Annotated in this window: 6 protein-coding genes; 4 read left to right on the forward strand and 2 right to left on the reverse strand. The window is 59.9% G+C overall.

The window, feature by feature from the left end:
• Position 1 precedes the first annotated feature (1 nt).
• Complete coding sequence (waaF, locus tag MMG91_RS09540) at positions 2–1036, reverse strand: lipopolysaccharide heptosyltransferase II (protein WP_305504199.1); 1035 nt, start codon at positions 1034–1036, stop codon at positions 2–4.
• Positions 1037–1242: 206 nt separating this feature from the next.
• On the reverse strand, positions 1243–4182 hold the full coding sequence (glnE, locus tag MMG91_RS09545) for a bifunctional [glutamate--ammonia ligase]-adenylyl-L-tyrosine phosphorylase/[glutamate--ammonia-ligase] adenylyltransferase (protein WP_310659439.1): 2940 nt from the start codon (positions 4180–4182) through the stop codon (positions 1243–1245).
• A 384-nt stretch (positions 4183–4566) separates the two neighbouring features.
• On the opposite strand from glnE, the gene aceE reads away from it, so the two are divergent.
• The 4 genes from aceE (at position 4567) to MMG91_RS09565 (ending at position 13804) form a co-directional block, all read left to right on the forward strand.
• On the forward strand, positions 4567–7212 hold the full coding sequence (aceE, locus tag MMG91_RS09550; protein ID WP_305447920.1) for a pyruvate dehydrogenase (acetyl-transferring), homodimeric type: 2646 nt from the start codon (positions 4567–4569) through the stop codon (positions 7210–7212).
• An 11-nt stretch (positions 7213–7223) separates the two neighbouring features.
• The gene (aceF, locus tag MMG91_RS09555) at positions 7224–9194 is read left to right on the forward strand and encodes a dihydrolipoyllysine-residue acetyltransferase (protein WP_310659440.1); all 1971 of its coding nucleotides are present in this window, start codon (positions 7224–7226) and stop codon (positions 9192–9194) included.
• 284 nt (positions 9195–9478) lie between these two features.
• Positions 9479–10873, forward strand: coding sequence for an alkaline phosphatase D family protein (locus MMG91_RS09560; protein ID WP_310659441.1), 1395 nt, complete (start codon positions 9479–9481; stop codon positions 10871–10873).
• A gap of 237 nt (positions 10874–11110) precedes the next feature.
• Positions 11111–13804: an EAL domain-containing protein gene (locus MMG91_RS09565; RefSeq protein WP_310659442.1), complete on the forward strand. Its 2694-nt coding sequence runs from the start codon at positions 11111–11113 to the stop codon at positions 13802–13804.
• Positions 13805–13882 lie beyond the last annotated feature (78 nt).

Consider the following 13882-nt stretch of genomic DNA (forward strand, 5'->3'; position numbering starts at 1 on the left):
ACTATTTGACCTCGACCACAGTGCCCAGCAACCGCTGCAAGGCTTCGTTCACTGCTTTCGGCATGAGCTGGCGCAAGCAATTGTAATGACCGAAACGGCAAGTGCGATCGAAGCATGGGCTGCATTCAATGCCCAGGCGCACGATTTCGACGTGCTCGGCCAATGGTGGCGTGAAACCCGGCGACGTCGAGCCGTATACCGCCACCAATGGGCGGTTCAGCGCGGCAGCCACGTGCATCAGGCCGGAGTCGTTGGAGACCACGGCGTCAGCGCAAGACAGCAGATCGATGGCCTCGGCCAGGGAAGTGTCGCCACTGAGGTTCACCGACTCTTCACGCAGACCGGGAATCAGCCGCGCGCGAATGTCTTCGCCCACCGCGTGATCGTTTTTCGAGCCGAACAGCCAGACCTGCCAGCCTTCACGAATCTTCGCTTCGGCGACCTTGGCGTAGTGCTCGGACGGCCAGCGCTTGGACTCGCCGAACTCGGCGCCGGGGCACAGCGCCAACACCGGACGGTCGAGAGCCAGACCGAACTTGGCCAGTGCGCCGTCGCGGGTCACCGGGTCGATCTGCAGGCTCGGCCGTGGATACGGTTTCGGCAGCTCGGCGCCAGGCTCAAAGGCCAGGGCCATGAAGCGCTCGATCATCAGCGGATAACGCTCTTTGTCGAGCGTGCGCACGTCATTGAGCAGGCCGTAGCGGAATTCGCCACGCCAGCCGGTGCGTTTCGGGATACTGGCAAAAAACGGTACCAGTGCCGACTTCAGGGAATTGGGCAGCAGGATGGCCTGGTCATATTGACCGGCCAGGGATTTACCGATGCGCCGCCGCGTCGCCAGCTCCAGCACACCGTGGCCGAGCGGGAAGCTCAAGGCCTGGCGCACTTCGGGCATGCGCTCGAGGATCGGCCGGCTCCACTCGGGGGCCAGCACGTCGATTTCGCACTGCGGGTGGCGCTGCTTGAGACACTGAAAAAGTGTCTGCGCCATCACCATGTCACCGACCCAACTGGGCCCAACGATCAGAATTTTCATGTGGTTTCCAAAAACGAGCCGGGGAGGCATATGCCTCCCCGCCTCGAGAATCCAGCACCTTCGGGGTGAACCGTCAGGTCATTTGGACGAGCCTGTACCAGCTCATCAGATCAGTTTTTGTGCACATCCATGCGATGCAGCTTAGCTGTCCCAATCTATCAAACACCGCTCCCACATTGGGTATTGGGTGTTCCAATTTAGCCTGCTCAGCTTAACCCCAGCTCACGCCAGATACGCATTACCTGCCGTCGTTCATCCACAAACTGGTCGCCCGGTATCACGCCGGCGTCCTTCTGCAAGGCTTCCCGGTGAGCGGCGGAGCGGTAGGCCTTATAGGCTTCACGCAACAGGCTGGCGTCTTCGGCGGGCATCAGCCCGACCTCCTCCAACCCTTCCAGAATGCGGATATTGTCGGTGTAGCGCAGCAATGACGGATGCGCCTCAGACCATGCCAGAGCCGCGTATTGCACCATAAATTCAATATCGACGATACCTCCGGCATCCTGCTTGAGATCGAATGGCGCCGTGGCCTCGAAGGCATTTGCCGCCGTGCCCGCCGCCGTGCTCTTGCTGCCGAGGTTATCGCGCATCTTGGCGCGCATCTCGCTGACCTCCTGGCGCAAGGTCGGCAGGTCCCGCCGCTTGGCCAATACCGCCGCGCGAACCTTCTCGAACGCTTGGCCGACATCCTGACTGCCCACCAGCACCCGCGCCCGCACCAGTGCCTGGTGTTCCCAGGTCCAGGCTTCGTTTTCCTGATACCGGGCAAACGCCCCCAAAGAACTCACCAGCAAACCGGAGGCACCGGAGGGCCGCAGACGCATGTCCACTTCATACAGCTGGCCGGAGTTGGTCTGCGCCGTCAGCAAATGAATGATGCGCTGCCCGAGCCGGGTAAAAAACTGTGCGCCGTCGATAGGCTTCGGCCCGTCGGTTTCGGCCTGTGGATCGCCGTCGTGGATGAACACCAGATCCAGGTCCGAACTGTGCCCCAATTCCAGGCCACCGACTTTCCCGTAACCGACAATGATGAAACCAGGGTCGCATAAGGTTCCATCAGTGCGCAGCGGTGTACCGTACTTGGCCACGGTCTGGCGCCAAGCCAGGGCCAACACTTGTTCGAGGATCGCTTCGGCAAGCCAGGTCAGGTAATCACTGACCTTCATCAAGGGCAGGCTGCCGGCGATTTCCGAGGCGGCGACGCGCAAGCGGTGCGCCAGTTTGAAATGCCGCAGGGCTTCCATTTGTTGTTCGAGATCGTCTTCGGGAATCCGCGTCAGACGCTCGCGCAACTCGGCCGCCAGTTCCGGCGCCAGCGGTGGCTTGAACAGCCGGCCTTCGTTGAGCAGTTCGTCGAGCAGCAGCGGGAAGCGCGTGATCTGTTCGGCAATCCACGGGCTCGCGGCGCACAGCGTCAGCAAACGGCGCAGGGCACCGGGGTTCTCGGTCAACAGCACCAGATAGGCGGAACGACGCGCCACGGCTTCCACCAGCGGCAACACCCGCTCCAGCACCAGATCGGGATTGGCATGCTCCACAGCCTGAGCCAGCAAGCGCGGAATAAAAGCATCGAGGCGTTCACGTCCCAAGCGCTGCATGGCCCGCAATTGCGGACTGCCACGCAGACTGGCCAAGGCTTTCAGCGCCTTGGAGGCGTCGGCGAAACCACCCTCTTCCAACTGACGGCACGCGGCCTCCTCGTCCTGCGCCTCCTCCCACAGCGGCAGCCATTCCCCGCCGACCACCACTTCGCTCTCGGCGCCGGCTTCTTCATCGGGATCGGCAATCACCTGAGCAAAGTGCCAGGCCACCCGGCCGCGCCAGTACATCAGCTGTTCGTGGAATGCCGCCCAATTGGCAAACCCGAGCATAAAGGCAATGCGCGCCTGATCCTGTTCGCCATCGGGCAGCATCTGGGTCTGGCGGTCGGCAATGGCCTGGATCGCGTGTTCGGTGTAACGCAAGAATTCGTAGGCTTCACGCAACTCGCTGACCACTGCCGTCGGCAGGTAACCCTGACCTTCAAGGGTGCTCAGTACTTTTAATAAAGGACGCTGCTGCAGGCTCAGGTCGCGGCCACCGTGAATCAGCTGGAAGGCCTGGGCGATAAACTCGACTTCACGAATACCGCCGGAACCCAGTTTGATGTTGTCGGCCATACCCTTGCGCCGGACTTCCTGCTGAATCAGCTGCTTCATGGTGCGCAGCGCTTCGATGGCCGAGAAATCCAGGTAACGCCGGTAAACGAACGGGCGCAGCATCTCTTGCAGTTGCGCGCCCGCCACTTGATCGCCGGCCACCACGCGCGACTTGATCATCGCATAGCGTTCCCAATCGCGGCCCTGATCCTGGTAGTACTGTTCCAGCGCATTGAAGCTCAGCACCAGCGCGCCGGACGAACCGTAAGGCCGCAAGCGCATGTCGACGCGGAACACGAAACCGTCGACGGTCATCGGGTCCAGCGCCTTTATAAGACGCTGGCCGAGACGAATGAAAAATTCCTGGTTATCCAGCGACCGCTTCACGCCGACGGTTTCGCCGCCCTCGGGGTAGGCGAAGATCAGGTCGATGTCCGACGACAGATTCAGCTCCACGGCGCCGAGCTTGCCCATGCCGAGGATGACCATCTGCTGCGGCTCGCCGCTGCGTCGCCCGGTGGGCGTGCCGAACTGCTGGCAATGGCGCTGATACAACCACTGATAGGCCTGATCGATGCTGGCATCGGCCATGTCCGAGAGGTCACGACAGGTCTGGATCAGATCGGCCTGGCGGGTCAGGTCACGCCAGATGATCCGCACTTGCTGGCGTGCGCGCTGGCGACGCAGGGCGCGGCCCAGCTGGTCGTCGGTTTCGGCTGCGCTCACCGCCGTCGCAATCTGTGCGCACAATTCGCCCGGCGTAAAGGCGCGGTCTAGTTCGCCGGACTGCACCAGCTCCAGCAACATCAAAGGGTCACGCAGACTCTGTTCAATCACAAAGTCGCTGGCAGCGGCGACGCGAGCAAATTGCGCCCAGCGCTCAGGCGTCCAGGCAGACAGGCCATGGTCATCGGGAAGAACCCCGACGGTCGTACGAAACGACTGCTCGGCGCGGGTGACAAACGGCAGGAGCCCATCGGGCAGTTCGGCAAGCGAAGGGAGGCTCATGGTCTATCCTTGATCGGCGTGTGAAGGGCTGCATGTAGTGATTCGTGAAAATACGCTACCTGACCGACTGTCGAACAAAGGTTAGAAATAGCTGAAATTTGTTTATTTTTGGCAGCGATCATCAAGCCTTCACCTTTTTTGGTTGGCAAAAGACCAACCTTAACGATTATTCTCACAACGCAGCCGGAGGCCACAAGCCAATCATCTGTAGTTTTACTACTCGTCTATACATTCGAAAGGCTGAAATGCCCGATGATTTGTAGTAAAACTACACGCCGCCGGAACATACCTCTCGGCAATCCAAGAATTTATATCGTCTGCCCACAAGGCCAGTCGCAAACTCAGGCAACCGATTCTGGAAGCCTTTCCGCCCTGGAGCAAGCCATGCAAGACCTCGATCCCGTCGAAACCCAGGAATGGCTGGACGCCCTGGAATCGGTTCTCGACAAAGAAGGCGAAGACCGTGCTCACTATCTGATGACCCGTATGGGCGAACTCGCGACCCGTAGCGGCTCGCAGCTCCCTTACGCCATCACCACGCCTTACCGCAACACGATCCCCGTAACTCACGAAGCACGCATGCCTGGCGACCTGTTCATGGAACGCCGCATTCGCTCGTTGGTACGCTGGAACGCGATGGCCATGGTAATGCGTACGAACCTGAAAGATTCTGACCTGGGTGGTCACATCTCCAGCTTCGCTTCCAGTGCGACCCTGTATGACATCGGCTTCAACTACTTCTTCCAGGCCCCGACCGACGAACACGGCGGCGACCTGATCTACTTCCAGGGTCACACCTCGCCAGGCGTTTACGCCCGTGCGTTCATGGAAGGCCGCATCACCGAAGAACAAATGAATAACTTCCGCCAGGAAGTCGACGGTCAGGGCCTGTCGTCCTACCCGCACCCTTGGCTGATGCCTGACTTCTGGCAGTTCCCGACGGTATCCATGGGTCTGGGCCCGATTCAGGCGATCTACCAGGCACGTTTCATGAAGTACCTGGAAGCCCGTGGCTTCATCCCCGAAGGCAAGCAGAAAGTCTGGTGCTTCCTGGGCGACGGCGAGTGCGACGAGCCGGAATCCCTGGGCGCCATTTCGTTGGCTGGCCGCGAGAAACTCGACAACCTGATCTTCGTCATTAACTGCAACCTGCAGCGCCTCGACGGCCCGGTTCGCGGCAACGGCAAGATCATCCAGGAACTCGAAGGCGTGTTCCGCGGTGCTCAGTGGAACGTGACCAAAGTCATCTGGGGCCGTTTCTGGGACCCACTGCTGGCCAAAGACGTCGACGGCATCCTGCAACGCCGCATGGACGAAGTCATCGACGGCGAGTACCAGAACTACAAAGCCAAAGACGGCGCGTTCGTGCGTGAACACTTCTTCAACTCGCCAGAACTCAAGGCGATGGTTGCAGACTTGTCCGACGACGAGATCTGGAAACTCAACCGTGGCGGCCATGACCCGTACAAGGTCTACGCGGCGTACCACGAAGCGGTCAACCACAAAGAACAACCTACCGTCATCCTGGCCAAAACCATCAAGGGTTATGGCACCGGTGCCGGCGAAGCGAAAAACACTGCGCACAACACCAAGAAAGTCGATGTCGACAGCCTGAAGTTGTTCCGCGATCGTTTCGACATTCCGGTCAAAGACGAAGAGCTGGAAAACCTGCCGTTCTTCAAGCCAGAGCCAAACAGCGCCGAAGCCCGCTACCTGAGCGAGCGCCGTACTGCACTGGGCGGTTTCGTGCCACAGCGTCGCGCGCAGAGCTTCAGCGTACCGACCCCGTCGCTGGACACCCTCAAGGCCATTCTTGATGGCTCGGGCGACCGTGAAATTTCCACCACCATGGCGTTCGTGCGGATCCTCGCACAACTGGTCAAGGACAAGGAAATCGGTCCACGCATCGTCCCGATCATCCCGGACGAAGCCCGTACCTTCGGTATGGAAGGCATGTTCCGTCAGTTGGGCATCTACTCGTCCGTCGGCCAGCTCTACGAGCCAGTCGATAAAGACCAGGTGATGTTCTACAAAGAAGACAAGAAGGGCCAGATCCTCGAAGAAGGCATCAACGAAGCGGGCGCCATGAGCTCCTTCATCGCTGCCGGTACTTCGTACTCCAGCCACAACCAGCCAATGCTGCCGTTCTACATCTTCTACTCGATGTTCGGCTTCCAGCGTATCGGCGACCTGGCCTGGGCCGCTGGCGACAGCCGCACCCGTGGCTTCCTGATCGGCGGTACCGCCGGTAGAACCACGCTGAACGGCGAAGGCCTGCAACACGAAGACGGTCACAGCCACATCCTGGCTGCCACCATCCCGAACTGCCGCACCTTTGATCCAACCTACGGCTACGAGCTGGCGGTGATCATCCAGGACGGCATGAAGAAGATGACCGAAGAGCAGCAGGACGTTTTCTACTACATCACCGTGATGAACGAGTCCTACCAGCAGCCAGCCATGCCGGCCGGTGTCGAGGAAGGCATCATCAAGGGCATGTACCTGCTCGAGGAAGACACCCGCGAAGCGGCGCACCACGTTCAGCTGATGGGCTCCGGCACCATCCTGCGTGAAGTCCGTGAAGCGGCGAAGATCCTGCGTGAACAGTTCAACGTTGGCGCAGACGTGTGGAGCGTTACCAGCTTCAACGAACTGCGTCGCGATGGCCTGGCCGTCGAGCGCAGCAACCGTCTGCACCCGGGCCAGAAGCCTAAACTGAGCTACGTCGAAGAGTGCCTGAACGGCCGTAAAGGTCCGGTCATCGCGTCTACCGACTACATGAAGCTGTTCGCTGAGCAAATTCGTCAGTGGGTCCCGTCCAAGGAATTCAAAGTCCTGGGCACCGATGGTTTCGGCCGCAGTGACAGCCGCAAGAAGCTGCGTCACTTCTTCGAAGTCGATCGTCATTTCGTGGTGTTGGCAGCCCTGGAAGCTTTGGCTGACCGTGGCGATATCGAACCTAAGGTGGTGGCTGAAGCCATCGCCAAGTTCGGTATCAACCCGGAAAAACGCAACCCACTGGACTGCTGAGGAGACACTCTGTGAGCGAACTCATTCGCGTACCTGACATCGGCAGCGGTGAAGGTGAAGTAATTGAACTGTTTGTGAAGGTCGGCGACCGTATCGAAGCCGACCAGAGCATCCTGACACTTGAGTCGGACAAGGCGAGCATGGAAGTGCCTGCGCCGAAGGCCGGCATCATCAAGAGCCTGAAAGTGAAGCTGGGCGATCGCCTGAAAGAAGGCGACGAACTGCTGGAACTGGAAGTCGAAGGTGCCGCAGCTGCGGCCCCTGCAGCTGCAGCTGCAGCTGCAGCTGCAGCTGCCGCTGCGCCAGCCGCCAAGGCTGAAGCTGCACCTGCTGCCGCGAAAGCGCCAGCTGCTCCTGCTGCCGCGCCTGCTGCTGCCAGCGTTCAGCAAGTGCACGTGCCGGATATCGGTTCGGCAGGCAAGGCCCAGATCATCGAGATCCAGGTCAAGGTCGGCGACACCGTCGCCGCTGATCAGTCGCTGATCACCCTGGAATCCGACAAGGCGAGCATGGAAATTCCATCGCCTGCCGCTGGCGTGGTGAAGGCCATCAGCGTCAAGCTCAACGACGAAGTCGGCACCGGCGACCTGATTCTGGACCTGGAAGTGGCGGGTGCTGCTGCACCAGCCGCGGCCGCGCCAGCCCAGGCAGCTGCGCCTGCTGCCGCTGCTCCGGCGCCAGCCGCTGCGGCTCCGGCAGCCCCGGTTGCCGACACTGTTCAGGACATTCACGTCCCGGACATCGGTTCGGCGGGCAAGGCCAAGATCATCGAAGTACTGGTCAAGGCTGGCGATACCGTCACCGCCGACCAGTCGCTGATCACCCTGGAATCCGACAAGGCGAGCATGGAAATCCCATCGCCTGCCGCTGGCGTGGTGGAAAGCGTTTCCATCAAGCTGGATGACGAAGTCGGTACTGGCGACCTGATCCTGAAGCTGAAAGTCAAAGGCGCGGCACCTGCTGCTGCCCCGGCTCCAGCTGCTCCTGCTGCACCTGCTCCAGCCGCCGCAGCACCTGCTGCTCCGGCACCTGCCGCACCTGCTGCTGCACCGGCCAAGCCGGGCGCCAAGGTTCACGCAGGCCCTGCGGTGCGCCAGCTGGCCCGCGAATTCGGCGTCGAGCTGAGCGCTGTCAGCCCAAGTGGCCCCCACGGTCGAGTGCTGAAAGAAGACGTGCAGGTTTACGTCAAAGCCATGATGCAGAAGGCCAAGGAAGCACCGGCCGCTGGCGGCGCAACCGGCGGCGCGGGCATCCCGCCGATTCCGGTCGTGGACTTCAGCCGTTTCGGCGAAACCGAAGAAGTACCGATGACTCGCCTGATGCAAATCGGCGCGTCGAGCCTGCATCGCAGCTGGCTGAACATTCCTCACGTGACTCAGTTCGATTCGGCTGATATCACCGAGCTGGAAGCGTTCCGTATTGCTCAGAAAGCCGTTGCAGAGAAGGCTGGCGTCAAGCTGACCATCCTGCCGCTGCTGCTCAAATCCTGCGCACACCTGCTCAAGGAACTGCCGGACTTCAACAGTTCGCTGGCGCCAAGCGGCAAAGCGATCATCCGCAAGAAGTACGTGAACATCGGCTTCGCAGTCGACACCCCTGAAGGCCTGCTGGTACCGGTCATCAAGAACGTCGACCAGAAGAGCCTGTTGCAACTGGCAGCCGAAGCCGCTGCGCTGGCTGCCAAAGCCCGCGACAAAAAGCTCACCGCTGACGACATGCAAGGCGCCTGCTTCACCATTTCCAGCCTCGGCCACATTGGCGGCACCGGCTTCACGCCGATCGTCAACGCGCCGGAAGTGGCGATCCTCGGTGTGTCCAAGGCAACCATCCAGCCAGTCTGGGACGGCAAAGCCTTCCAGCCGAAGCTGATGCTGCCGCTGTCGCTGTCCTATGATCACCGTGTGATTAACGGCGCCGCTGCTGCACGCTTCACCAAGCGTCTGAGCGACCTGCTGGCGGACATCCGCACCATCCTGCTGTAACACCGACCGGCCCTCCTTCACCGGAGGGCCCGTCGCGATCCACGTTTTCCGAGCGCCACGCTCGTACCTCAACCCCGCCAATTTGGCGGGGCTTTTTTTTGCCCTGAAGAAAGCCCTCCTCTGCGCCTTATTCCTACATTCATGGCTTACGCTGCCTACAACTCGAGTCCACTTCCGCCCGATATTTTTTGCGAGCCAATAACTAGTCTTAGTTAGGAGAATTTCTAATAGAAACTTCGACAACTTAATCTGCTTAGTTAGCATTACTTCGAATGGATTCGAACATGTTCAAACCAACTGTCGGCCCGATTATTGGCCATACAACAACTAACCACGCTCGCATTTTCTTGCGCGGTGAATTACAGAGTAACGCCTTGGTATTTGCGGGCGTCCGTTATCGGCGTGCCGGTGAGGATCGCTGGTCCAAAAGCGTATTTGCGAAACTGACTATTTTGCGCGACATGTCCGATGTGATTGCACTCAATGATCTCGCCGCCGATACCGACTATGAATATCAGGCGGGATGGTTCAGCCCCATGAGCCCGGTGCATACCGTGGAAACGATCCAGGAACTGCCGCTGCAGTGGCCTCGGGCGATCTACCGCTTTCGCACGCAATCCAGCAAAAACACGACGCCACGGGCTTATGTCATCGGTTCATGTCGCTACCTGCGAATGACCGCCGGCATTGCGTCGGCCCCGCACTTGGGCGACCGGATCTTTGCCTCGATCACCAGCCTGGCAGAACGCGCCGAGCCGCCTGTCAGCGCCATGCTGATGACCGGCGATCAAATCTATGTCGATGATTTGAACCTCGTGGCCCCCGACCGGGAGTACAAGGACATTCTCAGTAAATACCGCACGGCTTTTTCACAACCTCATATTTCGAAGTTAATGTCCGGCATGCCGACTTACATGATCCTCGACGACCATGAAATTGAAGACAACTGGCCCGCCAATAAAAGCAAGAACGATGCATACCTGTACAGAAACGCCATGGCGGCATATGAGTTATATCAAGCCAGTCACAGCCCCGCCCATGAACTGCTCGCCAACGGACAAGTCAGCAGGCAATTGGAACAGTATTGGTATCAATTCACCGATGGTGATATCGAATGGTTTATCACCGACAGCCGAACCCGACGCAATCTGTCGGCCAGCGACCGGCGCATCCTTGATGAAGAGCAGGAACAGGCGCTGCTCAAATGGCTGATCAACAGCACGGCCCGGGTCAAATTCGTGGTCACCAGCGTCATGTTCTACCCCGACCGCAAGCTTCACGGTGATGACGCCTGGAAAGCCTTCCCGGAACAACGACTACGACTACTGGAGACGATTCGCACGCACGGCATCAAGAACGTTTTCTTCATTTCCGGCGACGTCCACGGCTCGCTGACCAGTCGCCTGACCCACAGCGAGGTCCCGGACTTCGAAGTTCACACCATCGTGTCTTCACCACTGTGCAACAGCAAACTGCTGCCGTATGCCAAGGCATCCACGTTCATTCTCGACCAAGCGTTGGCCCGAACGGCCGCGGGAGATTATCGGCACGAGCTGACCAGTGAGGTGATCAGCCAGGATAATTTCGCGCATCTGGTCGTCGATGCTGAACAGGTTCGCGTCAATTATCACGATCGGGATGGCAAGCAACTGCAGTCGATAACCATAAAATTACGTTGATCCCGGAAAAGATCGCAGCCTTGCAGGGGCTGCCGAGGGCTGCGATTTTTTGACTTACTGCATTACTTTTTGGCGCCTCGCTGGAGAATTCTTCACGCCTGCCGACATATTCTTATAGCACTTGGCCTTCATGTCTCTTGTCAGTCGGTGTCGCAATGATGCAACCTTGCCGCAGACAACAGTAAAGAGGGCGAGAGCCCGGCGCGATCAGTATATTCGAAGCGAGTTTCCCTCCATATGAAGAGCCAACCCGATGCCGCCAGCCGTATGGTGGCCGAGGTAGTGACGCAGTTGCCTGTGCCCTCGCGGCTCGGCATGCTGCGTTTCGAACGGCTGAATGAACCGAGCTGGGCGCTGCTGTTTCTCGACCCCAATTGCGAACGACAGTTTGGCCTGCCGGCAGTGGAACTTTGTGCCCTGGTCGGCTCGCCCTATGCCAGCCTGATGGAGCCCGAAGCGCGCTATCAACTGCATGACACGATCCAGCAGCAACTCACCAATAGCCCGCATTACCTGATCCGCTACACCTTGCACACCGCCGCAGGCGTTTTGAGCCTGCTGGAACTGGGCGAAGCTTACAAACAACACAATCGACACCTGCTGCGCGGCTACCTGATGGTGGTGGACGGTCTGTTCGACGGCGAACCGTTGCTGCCGGCGCTGGATCTGGAAACCCAGAACTCACGCCTGCAAATCGCCCTGGAACTCAATCAACGTGCCCAGCAGGAACAACTGCAGCACCTGGACCGGGTGCGCGCCCAGCAAGATCTGATCCTGCTGCTGACCCGCCAGCGCTACAGCACCAACAATTCCCTGCAAGAAGCCGCCGAACTGATCACCCGCAGTGCCTGCGACATCTATGAAGTCGACTGCGCCAGCCTGTGGAACCTCGACGGCTCGCTACTGACGCCGATTTCGGCCTATCACCGCGCCAGCCGAAATCACCAATTGCCCGAGCCGATCGACGCCAGCGGTTTTCCCGACTACCTCGACGCCTTGCACACTGGCCGCGCCATCGACGCCCACAACGCCATGCGCGACCCGCGCACCCAGGAAATCGCCGAATACCTGCGCCCGCGCGACGTCAACGCCATGCTCGACGCCAGCATCCGCGTCGATGGCCAAGTGGTCGGCGTGCTCTGCCTGGAACAGATCGGTGCGACCCGCGCCTGGCAGTCGGACGAAATCGCCTTTGCCGGCGAGCTGGCGGATCAGTTCGCCCAAGTCATCAACAACCACAACCGCCGTACCGCCACCAGCGCCCTGCACCTGTTCCAGCGTGCGGTGGAGCAAAGCGCCAACGCTTTTCTGCTGGTCAATTGCGACGGCGTGGTGGAGTACGTCAACCCAAGCTTCACCGCGATCACCCAGTACACCACCGAGGAAGTCCACGGCCAGCGACTGTCGGAACTGCCGGCGTTGGAAAACCTCAGCGAACTGCTGTTCGACGCACCGTCGGCGCTGGCCAAGAGCAACAGCTGGCAGGGCGAGTTCAAGAGCCGGCGCAAGAACCTCGAACCCTACTGGGGCCAGTTGTCGATTTCCAAGGTCTATGGCGACAACCGTGAGCTGACCCACTACATCGGCATCTACGAAGACATCACCCAGACCAAGCTCGCCCAGCAGCGCATCGAGCGCCTGGCCTACACCGACAACCTGACCAACCTCGGCAACCGTCCGGCGTTCATCCGCAACCTTGATGAACGCTTCGCTCGAGACAGCGACACGCCGATCAGCCTGCTGCTGGTGGACATCGACAACTTCAAACGCATCAACGACAGCCTCGGCCACCAGACCGGCGACAAACTGCTGATCAGCCTGGCGCGACGCTTGCGCAACAGCCTGAGCCCGAGCGGCAGCCTGGCGCGCTTCGCCAGTAACGAGTTCGCGGTGCTGCTGGACGACACTGACCTCTCGACTGGCCAACAGGTCGCCAACCAATTACTGGCGACCCTCGACAAGCCGATGTTCGTCGACAACCAGTTGATCAGCGTCACCGGCTCCGTGGGCCTGGCCTGCGCGCCGCTGCATGGCCGCGACCCACAAACACTGATGCGCAACGCCGGCCTGGCGCTGCACAAGGCCAAGGCCAACGGTAAACACCAGGTGCAGGTGTTCACCGAAGCGCTGAATGCCGAGGCCAGCTACAAACTGTTCGTCGAGAACAACCTGCGCCGCGCCCTGACCCAGAACGAGCTGGACGTGTTCTACCAGCCCAAACTGTGCCTGCGCAGCGGTCGTCTGCTGGGGATGGAAGCGCTGCTACGCTGGAACCACCCGGAAAAAGGCATGATCCGCCCGGATCAGTTCATCAGCGTTGCCGAAGAAACCGGGCTGATCATCCCGATCGGCAAATGGATCGCCCGCCAGGCCTGTCGCATGAGCAAAGAACTGACCGCCGCCGGCCTCGGCAATCTGCAAGTGGCGATCAACCTGTCGCCCAAACAATTCTCCGACCCGGACCTGGTGGCGTCCATCGCCAACATCCTCAAAGAGGAAGCGCTGCCGGCGAACCTGCTGGAGCTTGAGTTAACGGAAGGCCTGCTGCTGGAAGCCACCGAAGACACCCACTTGCAGCTCGATCAGCTCAAGCGCCTGGGCCTGACCCTGGCGATGGACGACTTCGGCACCGGTTACTCGTCGCTCAGCTACTTGAAAAAATTCCCGATCGACATCATCAAGATCGATCGAAGCTTCATCCACGAAATCCCGGACAACCAGGACGACATGGAAATCACCTCCGCCGTGATCGCCATGGCCCACAACCTGAAACTCAAGGTCGTGGCCGAAGGCATCGAGACCGCCGAGCAGTTGGCCTTCCTGCGCCGCCACCGCTGCGATGTCGGCCAGGGCTACCTGTTCGACCGACCAATCCCGGGTTCGGAGCTGATCGAAAAGCTCAAACGCTACCCGCGCGGCCCAATCGTCTGAGCACACCGTAATCCCACAGGGGTAGTGCGTAACTGACCGGCATTAGGCACACTGGCAGTCTGTTTATTTACATCTCAA

The organism is Pseudomonas sp. JL3 (assembly GCF_031570575.1).
Taxonomy (GTDB): domain Bacteria; phylum Pseudomonadota; class Gammaproteobacteria; order Pseudomonadales; family Pseudomonadaceae; genus Aquipseudomonas; species Aquipseudomonas cucumis.

Coding starts and splice junctions, on each gene's coding strand:
- waaF (WP_305504199.1), bottom strand. CDS start 1,036: ATGAAAATTCTGATCGTTGGGCCCAGTTGGGTCGGTGACATGGTGATG.
- glnE (WP_310659439.1), bottom strand. CDS start 4,182: ATGAGCCTCCCTTCGCTTGCCGAACTGCCCGATGGGCTCCTGCCGTTT.
- aceE (WP_305447920.1), top strand. CDS start 4,567: ATGCAAGACCTCGATCCCGTCGAAACCCAGGAATGGCTGGACGCCCTG.
- MMG91_RS09560 (WP_310659441.1), top strand. CDS start 9,479: ATGTTCAAACCAACTGTCGGCCCGATTATTGGCCATACAACAACTAAC.
- MMG91_RS09565 (WP_310659442.1), top strand. CDS start 11,111: ATGAAGAGCCAACCCGATGCCGCCAGCCGTATGGTGGCCGAGGTAGTG.